This window comes from Dyadobacter crusticola DSM 16708 (assembly GCF_000701505.1).
Taxonomy (GTDB): domain Bacteria; phylum Bacteroidota; class Bacteroidia; order Cytophagales; family Spirosomataceae; genus Dyadobacter; species Dyadobacter crusticola.
Window position 1 is genome coordinate 122,708 of sequence record NZ_KL370786.1, and the last position, 17,345, is coordinate 140,052.

The following is a 17,345-nucleotide window of genomic DNA, read 5'->3' on the forward strand; positions in this document are numbered from 1 at the left end:
TTTTAAAAAATCTGATCCTGCTACGCTAAAAAATTGAGTACAGCCTCTATTACCGCTTCCGGCTTTTCTTCAAACATGTAATGCCCGCTATCCAGCATTCCGATAACGTTTACATCTTTCGCAATGTAGGGTAACCCCATTTTCATATAGTTGTAGCTCACATAGCTGCCAATTCCCAACACCGGCATTGTAAGCTGGCCGTAGGTTTTGGAATCTTCGATATCCTGTGTAAATGATTGGTACCAGGCATTGGAAGCCCGGATGTTATCGGCCAGATTGTAAACGGATGCATAAACCTGCCTCTCGAATGCACTCATTTTCTGATCATCAATCATCACATATTGAAAGAGCCAATCCATCAGAAAGTGGAAGCGGCCTTCTAAAATCTTTTCCGGCAATTCCTTCACCTGGTTGAACCCCATCCACCAGGCATAAGGCATGTTGGCGTCCATCTTCTTTTCAAATGTGCCGGGATACGGGATAAGTGGCATTTGCATCATTCCCTCACTGGGGTGGGCGCCGTCTAAAACGATCAACTTTTCAGTGAAATCGGGATAATTGAAGGCGAAGCTCATAGCCACCATACCGCCAATGTCATGGCCCATGAGATGGACTTTCGTGAGTCCGAGTTGCTGGACCAGTTCGAAAATGTCGGTTGCCATGGTTTTCTTGTCGTAACCTGATACCGGTTTTTCCGAGCTTCCCATTCCCCTGATATCAACGATAATGACCGAAACTTCTTTGCAAGTTCTATGGCTACGGGCAGATACGAATACCAGGTTTGCGGCCAGCCGGGCAGGCAAATTAGTGGTGTGCCGCTTCCTCCCTCCACGTAATGCAATGTTACGCCGTTGACTGTTGCGTACGCATTGGTGAAGCCCGGGAAGTGCTTAATCAGTTCTTCGTCAGAATACTGATCCTGAACTGTGTTTGTTGTGTCGTTTGTTTGCGTCATTGATTTGATTATTGAAAGCTCAAATGTAGACGACCTACGAGGCGGGAAAACTACCAAGTGGTAGATAAGCGCATTACCGGATGTTTTTTCTGATCCTGCTCAACGCATTGGGTGTTATGCCCAATATGGCAGCTAGCTGTTTAACTGGTATTTTTTGTAAAACCTCCGGGTTATTCATGAATTCAAGGTACCGCTCTTCTGCTGTCATGGTTTGAAAATTCAGGATCTGATCGATCATTCTTACAGAAGTAGCCTCCCAGATTTTTCTCCCGAATTCTTCCCAGACAGCGACATGCCCGTACAAAAAGTCCATGTCTTTTTTATCAATCACCACCAGTTTTGAATCTTCAATTGCTTCGATATTGAACCTGGACGGTTTCTGCGGATTGAGGCTGGAAATCTCTGTAAAGAATTCATTTTTGAAAGAAACCCAGGTGGTGTTTTCCTGGTCGCCGAGGTTATAGAAAAAGCGTATTCCGCCGGATACAATAAAAAAGTACTGACTGGCAATCTGACCTTTGCGAAGGATCATTTTTCCCTTGGGTACCTGTCTTTCGCTGCACCTGGAAAGTACCAGTTGCAAATCCAGATCATCTATCCAGATAATTGTTTTAATAAATGCTACGAATTCTTCCATTGTGAAAAGTGGAGATACCTATTTGTTTTTGCTAATAAATTCCTTGCATAGCATTGCAAAATGCTTGGGGTCACTAAACCAGGGATCGTGTCCCGCAACTGGAAAGGTTTGCAATTCAGCATTTGGAAATAGCCGCATATACTCGTTTACCCAATCATAGTCACGGCTACGCGTTCCATTAAATATGAGAATCGGTACATGAATTCGAGCCAGGCTGTCAGCAATTGGCGCCGACATCAAACTGGCTATAGGCTCATGAAGTTGAATGCCTGATTCGACTTCCAGCATCTTCGAAATAACCATGGTGTCGCGTTCAATTATACCGCTCGGGCTTAGAGAATCAATAAGCGCGTTTTCTATCATAGGCTGCTTGTGCGGTTTGTTATATTTAAACTCACTATGCCTTTTGTACGGCTTTCCCTGTCCAGTCCATCTTACAGTTCCACTTAGAATAAGGCCTTTAACACTCTTTGGATAAGTATGAACGTAGAGCATCGCAAGTAAGCTTCCTCATGATGATCCGGCTAAAAATATTTTCTTTCTAGGAGCCAAGGTCGTAATAAGCCTTCGCAAGTCCTTCACATGATCCTGCCATGTGTAGCTTTCGCCGCGTTCACTTTTGCCACAGCCTCTCTGATCATAGTAAATGAGAGTAGCGCTTTCACTTAGCAGATCAAGCTCTGGTCGAAGATACTCGTGATGACATGCCGGCCCTCCATGTAGCACTACTACCACCTCGGATTTGTTGCCAAGCTTCCAATAAGTTAGTTGCGGATGACTTTTGATTAGTCCCTCCTGGCAGAATGCGGAACACAAACTAGCCAAGATTAAGAGGATGGACAGTATTACCTGCATTGCTAAGGAGTTTGATTTTTAGTCAATATAGCCGATCCAATGATTTTGATTCAAGCCAGGGTCTGCTTTTTTACTCAGTCAGTTTCTACGACCTCTTACGCAGCTGTCGATGTAATCCGCTCAATCTTAGAAGCATGTTAGACGTAGCCGATGCAGTGGAGTCTGCATGACCAATTTCGATAAGATTTAGCGATTCTTTATCACACTTTGAAAAGCGCTATGTGAGGATATGGTGGTCGAAGTACAAAAGCCGGCAGAAGAAAATCGCTCTAATTATTTGCTGGCTGATAGTACCGGGATATCTGAGCAGTGTGTATCGCGCAGGCATTCAGCTCTATTTATGAGGAGAATGGTGTTGACTTTTCCAGGTGATCGACCGTTGACTGTTTGTGACCAAGGATTAAAGAAAATGGAAGCTGGGGTTAACCTTTGGCTGCAAGAAATTGCCCTAAGATCTAATTGCGCTTATCACCAGGGCACAAAAAGGGTCAATTTCCGAGATGAAATTGACCTTTTGCAGAGGGGAAGAGATTCGAACTCTCGATACAGTTACCCATATACTACCTTTCCAGGGTAGCTCCTTCAACCACTCGGACACCCCTCTATTAAAAAAATGTAAGCACTTGCAGAGAGGAAGAGATTCGAACCGCGCGGCGGCCGCTCACGATGCAGTTACCCACATACCACCTTTCCAGGGTGGCCCCTTCAACCACTCGGGCACCTCTCTATTTTGTGGTTACGGGGTGCAAATATAACAAAGCTGATCTGTAATACAAATCTGGGATCGAATCAAATGCTCATTTCTCCCCGTAATGGCGTTCCCAGCAGTTCTACACACTTTTGGTAGTCAGTTTCAAGTCCGAAAACAAACATCATCTTCGTAATGGCAGCTTCGGCTGTAATGTCAGAGCCGCTTACTACACCCGCTTGCTGCAGGTACTTACTTGTTTGATATTGTCCCTGCGATACCCGGCCTCCGTCACATTGCGATACGTTAAATATCACGATCTCCTTTTCAATGGCCTTGCTGATCGCACTCAGGAACCATATATCGGTAGTCGCATTGCCGGCACCGAATGTTTCCAGCACAATACCGCGCAGGCCTTCAATGCCCAGAATTGCTTGAACTACCTCAGGACTAATGCCGGGAAACATCTTCAAAAATGCGACGCGGGTATTCAGGGAAGTGTGGACAAGCAATCCAGCGTTCTCCTGATAAGGTTTAATGTAGGGTAAATTGTAGTCGATACGTACGCCTGCCGTGGCGAGTAAGGGATAGTTTTCTGAGTGAAATGCATTGAAGTCAGAGCTCTCTTTCTTTTTCGAGCGGTTGCCGCGAAGCAGTGAGGAGTTGAAGTAAATGCAAACTTCTGCGATGATCGGGGTTCCGTCCGCATTTCTCGCAGCCGCCAGCTCCAGTGCCGTAATCACATTTTCTCTTGCATCCGAACGCGCCACGCCGATCGGCAGCTGCGCGCCTGTGAGTATCACAGGTTTGTTCAGGTTTTCCAGCAAATAACTCAGCGCCGACGCCGTGTACGCCATTGTATCTGTCCCGTGCAGGATTACGAAGCTGTCGTACTGATCATTATGCGAGCCGATAATCTGGGCAAGCTCAATCCAGATATCCGGGTTTACATTGGAAGAGTCAATGGGTTTTGGCAGTGAAAGAAAGGTGATCTCAAAGTCAAGCCGGCTTATTTCCGGGACTTTTTCAATAATCTGCTCAAAGTTGAACGGCACCAGCTGCTTGTCGCGGGTCTCGTAAACCATTCCCAGCGTACCGCCGGTATAAATAACAAGTACAGAACCCGAAGTAGGTGCTGGTGAAACAGGATTGATGTGGATTTTAGAATAACTCATATTTGACTTACCTGAGAAGACTTTGCGCGTTTTGGGTAGTCGCTGCAATGACTTCCGTTTTTGTAATTTGTTTCAAATCGGCCACGCGCTGGGCTACTACTTCGATGTATGAAACCTCATTGCGTTTGCCGCGGTAGGGGACAGGCGCGAGATACGGCGCATCGGTTTCCAGCACCAGGTGTTCCAGTTCCACAAATGGGATTACCTGATCGAGTCCGCCATTCTTGAAGGTAGATACGCCGCCGATGCCCAGCTTAAAGCCAAGTTCAATCGCTTTTTTAGCTTCGTCGAGATTTCCGGTAAAACAATGGAATATCCCTTTCAGACTGCTGTCGCCAAATTGCTCGATCAGCGCTACTGTTTCCCAAAATGCATTTCTGCTGTGTATGTCGATCCAAAGATCGTGCTTTCGGGCAAGCTCGCATTGATACAGGAATGCCTTTTCCTGTTGCTCCCGGAATGTTACATCCCAATACAAATCCATCCCTATTTCACCCACAGCGATAAAAGGATATTTAACCAGCCATTCCTCCATAATCAGTAACTCCTTTTCGAAGTCATCCTTGACGTAAGTCGGATGCAGGCCAATCATCGGCAGACACTTACCCGGATAATCCCGGGCGAGTTCCATCATCGGCGCGATTGTACCCGAATCACAGTTTGGCATCCATATCTGCTCTACACCAGCTGTCCAGGCGCGTTCCAGCATCTCGGACCGGTCGTCGTTATAGTCGTCGCTGTATATGTGTGCGTGGGTTTCGATCATGAAGGGAGGGGTGTTGAATGAATGATTGATTGAATGAGTGAATGAGTGAATGAGTGAGTTAGTTAGTGAATTCTTAATAAGTTACTCCGTGTGAAATCCATTGATTTTACCAAACAATCAAAAAGTCCCATTAGGGATTTAGGCTAAAACAAGCAACCCGTTAATTTCAAGCACAAAAAAAGTCCCTTCAGGGATTTAGGGCTAAAACAAGCAACCCGTTAATACCAAGCACAAAAAAAAGTCCCTTCAGGGATTTAGGGCTAAAACAAGCAACCCGTTAATTTCAAGCACAAAAAAAGTCCCTTCAGGGATTTAGGGCCTAGTCAAGCCCCCCTAATACTCCCTCCCTTTCCATACCGTCTTTCCTGGCAAGTAATAGTTTACCAGCATGATCAAACCGATGCTGACCATGTAGAACCAGAATAGTAGTGCTGCTTTCCATAAGTCAGGCTGTTTCAGCATAGCTATCGCGGTGATGGATATGAGCGTGATGAGCATGTAGTACTGGACAATGCTCACTATTGGGTTGATGGGGAACCACAGCGCTATCAGGAATAGCAAAGGTACGATCAGCGATGAGACAAAAAGGCTCAGCCTGGTCACCCAAAACGATTGCATTACCCCCTGCATCCACCTCCTCCGCTGTTTCAGCAGCTCGGGAAAAGTATTTACAGGCTCCGAAATGCTAAGTACTTCCTGCTTGTAAGCCATTTCAAAATCAAAGCTGCTGTTCGCAATCGCAATGAAGAGTGCGTAATCTTCTACGATCGAAAAGCCGATCTTCTCGTAACCTCCTATCGCAAAATAGGCTTCCCGGGTTACTGCCATGTTGTTCCCCATTCCGGTAATCGGAATTTTGAATAAGGAAAAAAAACGGGTTACAGTCAATGCGAAAAGCCATTCCATTGAAAGCAGGTCTGCCAGGAAATGCGACTTTTTCATTCTTGTCAGGCCGACTACCACGCCGGTGTTTGGCTTGAAGTGCGGGAGCATTTCTGCAACCCAGCCCGGCTTCACGGCAATGTCCGCGTCACAATAGAAAAAGTAATCGCCGGTTGCGAAATGTGCCAGCTGGGCCAACACATTGGCTTTCCCTTTCAGCCCCGCCATCTGAGTCGTGATTTTGTAGTATCTGAATCGGGGTTTGTCAATGCAAAATTGCTGTACGAGAAGTGCAGTATTATCGTCTGAATTGTCGTCACCTATCAGTATTTCAATCTGTCCTTCCGCAAATTGCAGGTCATTTAATGCATGCAGGCACCTTTCTATATTCTGCTCTTCGTTTCGAGCTGCTACAAGTATGCTGACCCGGGCGGGCCTATTTTCAATAGAATTAAATGCCATTCCACTTCATTGGTAAAGCTTCGAAAGAATACCCTTTCTCTGCATAATGTTCAAGGTACCTGGGTAAGGTAAACTGCATATTCTTGGCGGCTTTAATGCTGTCGTGAAACAGAACAATGGAGCCTTCGCGGGAATATTGTACCGATTTTTTCAAGCATGTTTCGGGTGCCAGATCCTGTGAAAAATCTGCACTCAGCACATCCCACATAATAATCTTCCGGTTTTCCAAAACAACTTTCGATTGCGTTTTCCTTATTCTTCCATAAGGTGGGCGGAACAAAACCGTAGATAAAGCCAGTTGCTCCTCGCATTTTTGGATATTATCGAGGTATTCCTGGTCATCGGTTTTCCACCCGTTCAAATGGTTGAACGTGTGATTACCAATAGCATGCCCGGCCGCCAGAACTTTCTTAAAAATCTCAGGGTGCTTACGTACGTTATCCCCAATGCAGAAGAACGTCGCCTTGGCATTGAAATTCTGCAAGGTGTCCAGGACAAATTCTGTGATATCCGGGATCGGACCGTCGTCAAAAGTGATGAAAAGCTTTTTCTCATCTGTCTTCACGCGCCAGGTAAACCCGGGGAAAAATGCCCGTAGCCAAAATGGGGAATTGTGTAAAAACATGAACTGTATGTCTGTTCAGACGAAATTTTCGACCAAATATAGGGGGAGTAAAAATAAGAAGCTGCCCGGTCCGGACAGCTTCTTGTTAAAAGATATTGGAAGACAGACTCAGATGTCTGTTATTGATCAGGCGTGTGCAAACACCGGATTGAACATAGATAATGCTTTTGCCTCCAAAAACGATTCTCCTGTCAGGAATTCATCCACAGCTCTTGCAGCCTCGCGGCCTTCACTGATCGCCCAGACTACCAGAGACTGTCCACGGCGGCAGTCACCGGCAGCAAACACTTTCTCATTGGTAGTGGACTGGTATCCATTGGTTTTGATATTTCCTCTTTCGTCAAATTCCAGTTCGAGGTCGGTAAGCAGACCTTCCTGCTGCGGGTGCAAAAAGCCGGCTGCAAGAAACGCCAGGTCGCAAGGAATATTCCGCTCACTGCCTTCCACTTCTTTCATGAGCATTCTGCCTGTCTCCGCATCTTTCTGCCAGTCCAGATCGACGATTTTCAATTCTTTCAGAACGCCATTTTCGTCACCGACAAATTCCTTGGTGTTAATAGACCAATGTCTGTCACAACCCTCCTCGTGTGAAGTGGAAGTACGCAGCATCATCGGCCAGTTCGGCCAAGGAGTACTTGCGTCCCTTTCTTTTGGCGGAATTGGCATCAATTCGATTTGTGTAACAGACCTGGCACCGTGGCGACCCGAGGTTCCAACGCAGTCCGAACCCGTATCACCACCACCTATTACGACAACATGCTTGTCTTTTGCGATAATCTGTCCATTCATGTAAGCCGCACCGCGGTGATCGAATTCAGGGCTGATACCGGCTACTCTTTTGTTTTGCTGGCTCAAAAATTCCATTGCGAAGTGCACACCTTTCAAATGGCGACCAGGAATTTTCACATCTCTCGGCACAGTAGAACCCATTGTCAGTACTACTGCGTCGAATTCGTTGGTCAGTTCATCTGCTTTGATATCAACACCCACATTTACATTGGTACGGAACTCAACGCCTTCTGCCTCCATTACCGCCAGTCTGCGGTCAATCACAGATTTGGCCAGCTTGAAATCGGGGATACCGTAACGCACCAGTCCGCCGATTTTATCAGCTCTTTCAAGCAGTACAACAGTGTGGCCAGCCTGATTAAGCTGGTATGCAGCTGCTAAGCCCGCTGGTCCTGAACCCACTACGGCTACTTTTTTGCCGGTACGTGTTTTAGGAATTCGTGGTTTTACAAGATCCAGCTCAAATGCTTTTTCTATGATCGCCTTCTCAATGTATTCAATCGCTACCGGCGGTTTATTAATGCCGAGTACACACGAAGCTTCACAAGGAGCGGGGCAAATGCGGCCGGTGAATTCAGGGAAATTGTTGGTCGAAGAGAGGATCTCGTAAGCCAGCGCCCAGTTTTCATCGTACACCGCGTCATTGAATTCGGGAATGATATTTCCGAGCGGACAACCATTGTGGCAGAACGGAATGCCGCAGTCCATACAACGGGCTGCCTGCTGTTTGGAGTTAGAGTCCGTAGGTGCCGTTTCAATCTCACTGTAATCCCTTATGCGCTCATCAACACTTCTCTTTTTAGGCAATTCCCTTTCAAACTCTAAAAATCCGGTTGGTTTTCCCATTATTAACTTCTTATTAAATCGTTATTCAAATTGATTAACTAACTGACAGAGAAAATGTTATTGGTGAACAACATCAACTACGATGTCTTTGTAAACCACATTCTTGTCTGCTATCTGTTGCGCGAGCGTGATACCGCGACCTTCCAATGCTTTTCTGAAATCCGAAGGCATTACTTTCACAAACTGCTTCACTGACTGCTCCCAGTTCTGGATCAGCTGGAATGCGATGTTGCTGGTAGTATATTGGAAATGTTTATCCAAATACTCGCGCAAAATGCCCTGATCTTCTGCATTAAGCGGTTCCAGCGAAACCATTTCCATATTCACTTTCTCCCGGAAATCGCCTGCTTTGTCAAGCACGTAAGCCACGCCGCCCGACATACCTGCTGCGAAGTTCCGGCCGGTTGATCCGAGGATAATCGCCAGACCGCCTGTCATGTATTCCAATCCATGGTCGCCCACACCTTCTACTACCACCTTGGCGCCTGAGTTACGCACGCAGAAACGCTCGCCGGCAGTTCCGCGGATGTAAGCGTCACCCGAAGTAGCACCATAGAATGCCACGTTACCGATGATGATATTTTCTTCCGGTTTGAATTTCGAATCGCGGTCAGGATAAACGATCAATTCAGCGCCGCAAAGTCCTTTTCCGAAATAATCGTTGGCATCACCTTCCAGTTCCAGGCGCACGCCATTTGTATTGAATGCACCAAAGCTCTGGCCGGCTGTACCGCGGAATTTGAAGTGAATGTTCCCTTTTGGAAGTCCTGCGCCGCCGTGCTTTTTAGAAATCTCGTTCGAAAGCATTGTTCCGAGCGAGCGGTTCAGGTTGTTTACCGGGAATTCGCCATAAATTTCTTCTTTATTTTCCAGCGCAGGTTTTGCTGCTTTGATCAGCTCGATGTCAAGGATACTGTCAATTCCATGATCCTGCTCTTCCTGCTTGAATTGTGCCACCGACAGGTCTCCTTCTTTGTAAAGGATCGCGTCGAAATTCAGGTTTTTATATTTCCAATGCTTGATATCGTTGCGTAATTCAAGATACTGCGCTTGTCCAACCATTTCGTTGACGGTACGGAAACCAAGCTGTGCCATGATCTCGCGCAGCTCCTGCGCCATGAAAGTGAACATGTTTACAACATGCTCCGGCTTGCCCGAGAACAATGCACGCAGCTCTTTGTTCTGTGTAGCCACACCTACCGGACAGGTATTCAGGTGACATTTACGCATCATAATACAACCTGCGGCAACGAGCGCGGCAGTAGCCACACCCCATTCTTCCGCACCAAGCAATGCAGCTATCGCGAGGTCGCGACCGGTACGCAGCTGTCCGTCCGCCTGAACGGTAACTCTGCCGCGCAGCTTGTTTTTAACCAGGGTCTGATGTGTTTCGGCCAATCCAAGCTCCCAGGGCAAACCTGCGTGGCGAATCGAGCTCAATGGGGACGCACCTGTTCCGCCATCGTAACCTGAGATCAGAATGTGATCCGCATGCGCTTTCGCCACACCGGACGCTACCGTACCTACGCCAGCTTCTGATACCAGCTTCACGCTGATCCTCGCCTGGCGGTTCGCATTTTTAAGGTCAAATATTAACTGCGCCAAATCCTCGATAGAGTAAATATCGTGGTGGGGCGGGGGGGAGATCAGACCTACTCCCGGCGTAGAGTGACGCGTACGTCCGATCCAGTCATCGACTTTGAAGCCTGGCAGCTGTCCGCCTTCCCCTGGTTTTGCACCCTGCGCTGTTTTAATCTGTAATTCGCCTGCATTGCTCAGGTAGTGGCTCGTTACTCCGAAGCGACCGGATGCAACCTGCTTGATCTGCGAGTTCATGCTGTCGCCATTTGGCAAAAGTTTGTAACGCAGCTCATCCTCACCACCTTCACCTGAGTTTGACTTACCGCCAATGCGGTTCATCGCAATAGCCAGGGTAGTGTGGGCTTCCCACGAAATCGATCCGAAGGACATTGCCCCCGTAGCGAAACGTTTGAATATGTTTTCTACCGGCTCTACTTCTTCTAGGGGAACAGAAGTCCCTTTCTTGAAGCGCAGCAGTCCGCGTAATGTTAATGCCTTGTGGCTCTGGTCGTCGATCAGCTTCGAGAATTTCTTGAACTGCTCGTAGCTGTTGTTCCGCGTGGCCTGTTGCAGCATGTGCACCGACTGCGGGTTGAATATGTGTGCCTCGCCACGTTGTTTCCATTGATATACACCGCCCACTTCCAGTCTCGGCTTGTGCTCGGGTGTTTCGTGGTAAGCTACTTTGTGACGCACCAGGATCTCACGTGCGATCTCCGAAATGCCCATTCCACTGATACGGGAAATGGTTCCGGTAAAATATTTGTCAACTACCTCTTTATTTAAACCAACACATTCAAAGATCTGAGCGCCCTGGTAAGATTGTAGTGTAGATATCCCCATTTTGGAGAAGATCTTCAATAGCTCTTTATTAACTGCTTTAATGTAATTGTAATGCAGTTTTTCGTCTGTAAATTCTCCATCGATCATGCTTTTCTTATTCATGTAAGAAAGCGTTTCGAATGCCATATACGGACAGATACCGGCAGCGCCGTAACCGATCAATGTAGCTACATGATGCGTTTCCCAAACATCCCCGGCTTCAACCAGGAGACCCACTTTTCCTCTCAATCCTTCGCGGATCAGGTGGTGGTGAATAGTCGCGGTAGCAAGCAACGAAGGAATAGGGGCGTGGTCAGAGTCGATCGCACGGTCAGACAGGATCAGGATTTCAAATCCATCCTCGATTGCATCCACCGCATAGCGGCAAATGCGGTCCAATGCTCTTTCGAGCGCCTTTCCGCCTTCGTCAGCACGGAAATAGGTGTTGATTGTTTTCGCCTGAAATCCATCTTTATCTACAAAACGCAGCTTGTCAAATTCCTGAACTGAAAGCAGCGGGTGCGGCAATGCAATCTGGCGGCAGTGTTTTGGAGTTTCGGTTAAGATATTTTCGTTACCTCCTACAAAAGAAATCAGCGACATGATAGACCGTTCCCGGATCGAGTCGATCGGCGGGTTGGTTACCTGCGCGAACAGTTGCTTGAAGTAAGTCGATAAGTGCTGGCTTTGCTCAGAAAGTACCGCCAAAGGAACGTCAGTACCCATTGAACCGATCGCTTCGAGGCCGGTCTGAGCCATTGGAGCCAGGATCATTCTCAGGTCTTCGGAAGTATACCCGAATGCAACCTGGCGTTTCAGCAACGAAGTCTCGTCGTAAGCACGGTAAGTACGGATCGGGTGGTCAAGCTGGTCAACGTGCAGCTTGTTTTCGTCAAGCCATTTCTGGTAAGGCTGCGCCGAGCAAACCGACGCTTTGATTTCCTCGTCAGGAATAATCCGGCCCTGCTCCATATCTACCACAAACATACGTCCGGGTTGCAGGCGGCCTTTTGTAACAACGCGCGATTGGTCTACTTCCAGAACACCGGCTTCCGAAGCCATGATAATGGTATCGTCGTCCAGTACCCAGTACCTCGAAGGGCGAAGGCCGTTCCTGTCGAGCGTAGCGCCCACCATTTTTCCATCAGTGAACGAAATGGAAGCAGGTCCGTCCCACGGTTCCATAATCGCCGCGTGGTATTCGTAGAATGCGCGTCGTTCAGGATCCATTTGCTCGTTTCCGTCCCAGGCTTCCGGGATCAGCATCATCATTACGTGCGGCAATGAGCGGCCTGATAAATGCAGCATCTCGATTGCATTGTCAAGATTGGCGGAGTCAGACTGGTTCCTGTCGCAAATTGGCAGGAGCATATCCATTTCCTCTTTGGTGAAAAAGTCAGAGTGGAAAGACTTCTCACCGGCACGGATCCAGTTTACATTACCCTTTACTGTATTGATTTCGCCATTGTGAGCGATATACCGGAAAGGCTGTGCCAGTTCCCAGGAAGGGAATGTGTTCGTCGAAAAGCGCGAGTGGACTACTGCCAGCGCAGAAACTACAGACTCATTTTCGAGATCAGGGAAATAGTATTTAAGCTGCGCGGTAGTCAGCTGTCCTTTGTATGAAATGGTGCGGCAGGAAAGCGACGAGTAATAGAAGCTTTTTGCGCCACCTTTTACAGTGTCTTTAATAAGCCTGGTTGAAACCTGACGCAGGATAAAGAGCTTTCTTTCAAAAGCCATATCGTCGTTGATATCATCCGGGCGTTTGATGAAAACCTGTTCCACAGCTGGCTCAACAGACAGAGACCCTTCGCCCAAAGTATTGTTAAGCGTAGGTACCTTTCTGTAACCCAGCAAATGCAAGCCAAGCTTTTTGATTTTGCGGTTCAGGATATCACGGCATTCTTCACGGATCGTTTCGTCGCCCGGAAAAAAGATCATTCCCACGCCGTATTCTCCGGCAGGTGGCAAATGGAAGCCGAGCTTGGTAGATTCCTCTACAAAGAATTCATGTGGCAGCTGAATCAGAATTCCGGCACCATCGCCTGTATTAGGGTCAAAACCGGTTGCGCCCCTATGTTCCATTCTTTCTAACATATGAATGGCGTCGGCCACGATCTGATGTGACTTGCGGCCCTTAATGTTAGCCCGGAAACCTATTCCACATGCATCATGCTCAAATTCCGGGCGGTACAGTCCCTGATTTTCTACCATTGATTCAGACATTTGCGACATTTAACTGAGATTGTAGCGTAATTACCAAATTCGTAATTAGAATTTGTTTAAATAACAGAGTTAAAAAAATTGCTAAACCACCATTGTGTTATGAATAGGGTAAAGCCACGCAAGATAATCATAAAAAATATTTGGCTTATTACCACAATGGCAAAATTTTCTATCAGTAGTTACTTTTTGATTATTTAGTTACAATTATTATGGAAATATTGATAAAAATTCAAAAAGCGTAGAAGAAACTTGGTAAAATGGAAATGAAAACGGCCGTTTTGCACGACTTGGAAGATTGCAAAATACTTCTTGGGAAAATGTAAATGGCGGGAGGAGGGAGGGCGGAGGTACAACACAACAAAGCCACTCCAGGTTCAGGTCTGGAGTGGCTTTTTCTTGCTTAGTACTCTGGCTTTCAGGGTTCTTTTGACTCGCTTACGCCTTCGTAGTCTTCGTCGTCGTAATCGTCGTCACCAGCTCCGAACTGGTTTTCCAGGTTATGCATGAACACTGCGTCGATTGCTTCTTCTTTCGTTGGCAAAATAGCCAGATCAGGAATTTTCAGGCCTTCCAGCAGATCTATGAAATCATCGTCGCGTGTCACGATCACGAGCAGGCCGAGATCATTGGCACAAAGCCAATTTATTTTCTTCAATATCGCAGTACCTGGCGCGTCTACTGATTTAACAGTCTGCATGTTGACGATCAGGCTGTGGTATCCCTCCCTGAAAAGTGACCGGGCTGTCTCTTCAAATGCGGCCGGTACATCGCCCGCAAAAGCAGGTTCTTCCAGTTCGATATAGACGTATTGTTCTTTCTTTTCCAGTTTAAAGTTCATTGTTAGTGTTGTTTGGTCAAAACAATAGTTTGAATGAAATTTTTCTAAATCAGCTTTTTACAGTGTTCTGAGGATTGCTTCCTCAATTCTTTTGAGCGGGTTGTCCAGATTGTTCTTCTGGAAACTGTTGCCGGTAACTTTCTCGAAAAGCTCGATATAACGCGCTGAGATTAGTTCTATGCGTTCATCAGTCATTTCCGGAACAGATTGTCCTTCTTTTCCCTGGAACCCGTTTTGGATCAGCCATTCTCTTACAAATTCCTTGCTAAGCTGCTTTTGGGGCAGTCCCGCCCGCTGGTTTTCCGCGTAAACATCCTGGTAAAAGTATCTGGAAGAGTCCGGCGTATGGATTTCGTCGATCAGGTAAATAACCCCGTCAAGCTGTCCGAACTCATATTTCGTATCCACTAATATCAGGCCCTGATCTGCGGCCATTTCGGTTCCTTTTGAGAAAAGGGCAAGCGTGTATTTTTCCAGCTGCTCATACTCGTCTTCGCTTACAAGTCCCTGTGCCAGGATCTGTTCTCTTGAAATATCTTCATCGTGGCCTTCGTGCGCTTTTGTCGTAGGTGTAATGATCGGCGTGGGCAGCTTGTCATTTTCTTTCAATCCCTCGGGCAGGGAAACGCCGCAGACAGTCCGTTTACCTAATGCGTACTCGCGCCACGCGTGGCCGGCAAGGTAGCCTCTCACGACCATTTCCACGGGGTAAGCCTGGCATTTCAGGCCGATGCTCACATTCGGATCGGGTACTTCCAGCAGCCAGTTGGGGACGATATCGGAAGTTGCATTCAGAAAATGCGCCGCGATCTGATTTAGTACCTGCCCTTTGTACGGTATTGCACGGGGAAGTATCACGTCAAATGCGGAGATCCGGTCGGTAGCAACCATCACAAGGCGTTTTTCGAAAGAATAAACGTCCCTGACTTTTCCTTTGTAAAATCCTGTCTGTCCTGGAAACTGGAAGTTGGTTCCTGAAATGCTATTCATGTTTTATATTAAAATTACCACTCTATTTCGTCGTTCTTCTTGGTCTGGCTGTTGTATTGCTTCCTGCGGAGCTGGTAAATATATTGGCTTTCGTTTGATTTCATGGCATCCAATATAGCCCTGGCCTGATCCTCAGACATATTCATCTGTTTCAGACTTTTCAGCAGTTCTTCTTTTTTTGCATCGTTGGTCAGCTCGCGGCCGTCAGCAGGCGGAGTCGGTTCTGCTGGCTGGTTTTCCTGCATTTTGTTTTGCTGAGCCGATTTCTGTTTCCTGGTAAGCACATCAGAGTCCGCCTCCTGACCTGAAAAGTTTTTTTTGAGAATAATGTAATTCAGTCGCGCCAGGTTATTGCCCGGTTCAAGCCGCAATGCAGTTTTCAGGCTTGCAAGTGCATTGGCCGTATCTTTCCTTTCCACTCTAATCAACGCGATCTGAGTGTTAGCAATGGACGCAATTGTTTGATCTTCAATATCACTTAATAGGAGGTAGTGCTTTAGTGCGACATTGTATTTCCGCATTCGGTAATAGGAGTGGGCGAGGTTAAGCCTGGCCGCGGGATCCGAGAAGAGGGAACCGTAAGTAATCTGACTGTAAAGGTCTGCGGAACGTGCGAATTCTTTGCTTTGGTAGGCTTGTTCAGCGTCAATCTTGCGCTGGTTAGCTTTCGTAATTGAATCGAACGTCCGGTTATCCCAAAGCCAGAGCAGGACATAAAGAATAAGAGCCGTCATATCGATCGTGCTATTGGAAGCGCAAAAATAGAAATTGATCGTTATAGTCGGAAGGTTCCGATGGTAATTAAAATATCGAGCAGGATCAGAATAAGGGCTGCTCCGAGGAAGTAATAGTATTTATTACTCACCACCGTGATCGTGCGCGAATCCACCAGGGTACCTTCCTGCTGGTTCACATCATTGATCAAGCGGTTCATTTCATTTTTCGAATTATTCAGCTCATAATAATTCCCCCGTGCTGCATTGGCCATTCCTTGTAAAAAAACCTCATCGACCCGACTGATAATCAGCTTATCGTTTTTGTCCATTAATGGTTTCCCGTCCCGCTGGATACTGATCCCGACTTTCGTTCCGACTCCAACTGCATAAAAGCCGATTCCGAAACGCCGAAGGTTATTGTAAAGCGAACCGCTGCATGCGGCAGCGTTCTCCCCGTCTGTAAAGAGCACGATCATCTTCGATCTTCCGGTTGGGTCCGACGCATTCATCAGCTTATCGTAAGCGAGTTCCACAGAGGGGCAAATGTTGGTGCCGCTTGTAGGTAGCAGGTCGGTTTGCAGGGACTGGATAAAGAGTTCAAGCGCATTGCGGTCATAAGTCAGCGGGACGTGGATAAAAGCCTCATTAGAGAAAACGATAATACCCACGCGGTTTGCCACTTCATTCTGCACAAAACGGTTGATCTCAAACTTCACCTTTTCAAGTCTCGACGGCGTCACGTCGGCAGCGTCCATTGACTTGGACAGATCCACAACCAGGAAAACATCTTTACCCTTGGCCTTGATGTCCCTTTCAGCCTCGCCGAAAGAAGGCCCGAGCAGACTAATGATCAAAAGTGAGAAGGTAATGGTCCGTAAAAAGAGCTTGATGATAAGAGTCCGCGCAGTGGTTTGCAGCTGTCGTGCAATGCGTACGGTACGGATAATGTATGCTACGTATACGAAAATGAAAAAAAAGACAAAAAAATATTCAGTGGTTCCAAAGGGATAATTCCAGTTCATAATGAACGTCTTGGGTAATTTAAGCTTCGCCAAAAATAGGCATTTGCAGCTTCTATTAAAGTTTTTTTGCCTGAATGTTTGCTTTTCTGAAACACAACCCTCTATATTTGCAACCCAGAACGGAAAGAAGGAGGGATGGGTGAGTGGCTGAAACCAGTAGTTTGCTAAACTGCCGTACTCGCAAGGGTACCGCGGGTTCGAATCCCGCTTCCTCTACACCTTATCTGGAAGTTTAAAATAAGAGGCCGAAGTCAAACAGATCGAGGCCAATACCGCGGGGAGTGGCGCAGCCCGGTAGCGCATCTGGTTTGGGACCAGAGGGTCGCAGGTTCGAATCCTGTCTCCCCGACAAAAGGCAGTCAGCCGTATCATACTGCTAACTGCCTTTTTCATTTACTGTCGGTTCCATAGCTCAGCTGGATAGAGCAACTGCCTTCTAAGCAGTAGGTCTTGTGTTCGAATCACAA

14 protein-coding genes and 4 tRNA genes are annotated in these 17,345 nt (G+C 47.1%); 2 read left to right on the plus strand and 16 right to left on the minus strand.

Translation table 11 applies throughout. The annotated features are described in order from the left end of the window. Window positions 1–20 precede the first annotated feature (20 nt). The 16 genes from Q369_RS28030 to Q369_RS0122570 all read right to left on the minus strand — a co-directional run bounded on the left by Q369_RS28030 (window position 21) and on the right by Q369_RS0122570 (window position 16,878). Window positions 21–803: an alpha/beta fold hydrolase gene (locus tag Q369_RS28030; protein ID WP_205624350.1), complete on the minus strand. Its 783-nt coding sequence runs from the start codon at window positions 801–803 to the stop codon at window positions 21–23. A gap of 225 nt (window positions 804–1,028) precedes the next feature. After that, complete coding sequence (locus Q369_RS0122505; RefSeq protein WP_031529986.1) at window positions 1,029–1,592, minus strand: Crp/Fnr family transcriptional regulator; 564 nt, start codon at window positions 1,590–1,592, stop codon at window positions 1,029–1,031. A gap of 18 nt (window positions 1,593–1,610) precedes the next feature. Further along, on the minus strand, window positions 1,611–1,955 hold the full coding sequence (locus tag Q369_RS28540; protein WP_157488285.1) for an alpha/beta fold hydrolase: 345 nt from the start codon (window positions 1,953–1,955) through the stop codon (window positions 1,611–1,613). A gap of 147 nt (window positions 1,956–2,102) precedes the next feature. Further along, on the minus strand, window positions 2,103–2,447 hold the full coding sequence (locus Q369_RS29970) for an alpha/beta fold hydrolase (RefSeq protein ID WP_031529988.1): 345 nt from the start codon (window positions 2,445–2,447) through the stop codon (window positions 2,103–2,105). Between the two features lie 517 nt (window positions 2,448–2,964). Then, a tRNA-Ser gene (locus Q369_RS0122520) sits at window positions 2,965–3,051 on the minus strand. A gap of 22 nt (window positions 3,052–3,073) precedes the next feature. Beyond that, window positions 3,074–3,174 (minus strand) — tRNA-Ser (locus Q369_RS29145). 62 nt (window positions 3,175–3,236) lie between these two features. Further along, a complete protein-coding gene (locus Q369_RS0122525; RefSeq protein WP_031529989.1) occupies window positions 3,237–4,310 on the minus strand; it encodes an asparaginase in 1,074 nt (357 codons plus the stop codon). Between the two features lie 7 nt (window positions 4,311–4,317). Beyond that, on the minus strand, window positions 4,318–5,076 hold the full coding sequence (locus Q369_RS0122530; protein ID WP_031529990.1) for a TatD family hydrolase: 759 nt from the start codon (window positions 5,074–5,076) through the stop codon (window positions 4,318–4,320). 333 nt (window positions 5,077–5,409) lie between these two features. Next, complete coding sequence (locus Q369_RS0122535) at window positions 5,410–6,420, minus strand: glycosyltransferase (RefSeq protein ID WP_031529991.1); 1,011 nt, start codon at window positions 6,418–6,420, stop codon at window positions 5,410–5,412. After that, entirely contained in the window at window positions 6,410–7,045 is a 636-nt protein-coding gene (locus Q369_RS0122540) for a polysaccharide deacetylase family protein (RefSeq protein WP_031529992.1), read from the minus strand. The genes Q369_RS0122535 and Q369_RS0122540 overlap by 11 nt, the downstream gene beginning before the upstream one ends. A 126-nt stretch (window positions 7,046–7,171) precedes the next feature. Next, window positions 7,172–8,680, minus strand: coding sequence for a glutamate synthase subunit beta (locus Q369_RS0122545; RefSeq protein ID WP_031529993.1), 1,509 nt, complete (start codon window positions 8,678–8,680; stop codon window positions 7,172–7,174). Between the two features lie 57 nt (window positions 8,681–8,737). Beyond that, entirely contained in the window at window positions 8,738–13,321 is a 4,584-nt protein-coding gene (gene gltB / locus Q369_RS0122550) for a glutamate synthase large subunit (RefSeq protein ID WP_031529994.1), read from the minus strand. Between the two features lie 406 nt (window positions 13,322–13,727). After that, window positions 13,728–14,150 carry an STAS domain-containing protein gene (locus tag Q369_RS0122555; protein WP_031529995.1) on the minus strand — a complete coding sequence of 141 codons (423 nt, stop codon included), beginning with the start codon at window positions 14,148–14,150 and terminating at the stop codon, window positions 13,728–13,730. Window positions 14,151–14,207: 57 nt separating this feature from the next. Then, complete coding sequence (locus Q369_RS0122560; RefSeq protein WP_031529996.1) at window positions 14,208–15,140, minus strand: phosphoribosylaminoimidazolesuccinocarboxamide synthase; 933 nt, start codon at window positions 15,138–15,140, stop codon at window positions 14,208–14,210. A gap of 14 nt (window positions 15,141–15,154) precedes the next feature. Further along, window positions 15,155–15,874: a hypothetical protein gene (locus tag Q369_RS0122565; protein WP_031529997.1), complete on the minus strand. Its 720-nt coding sequence runs from the start codon at window positions 15,872–15,874 to the stop codon at window positions 15,155–15,157. Window positions 15,875–15,915: 41 nt separating this feature from the next. After that, window positions 15,916–16,878: a vWA domain-containing protein gene (locus Q369_RS0122570; RefSeq protein WP_031529998.1), complete on the minus strand. Its 963-nt coding sequence runs from the start codon at window positions 16,876–16,878 to the stop codon at window positions 15,916–15,918. Window positions 16,879–17,007: 129 nt separating this feature from the next. Between Q369_RS0122570 and Q369_RS0122575 the strand changes: the two genes are divergently transcribed. Continuing rightward, window positions 17,008–17,094, plus strand: a tRNA-Ser gene (locus Q369_RS0122575). Window positions 17,095–17,153: 59 nt separating this feature from the next. Continuing rightward, a tRNA-Pro gene (locus tag Q369_RS0122580) sits at window positions 17,154–17,227 on the plus strand. The last annotated feature ends 118 nt before the right edge of the window (window positions 17,228–17,345 follow it).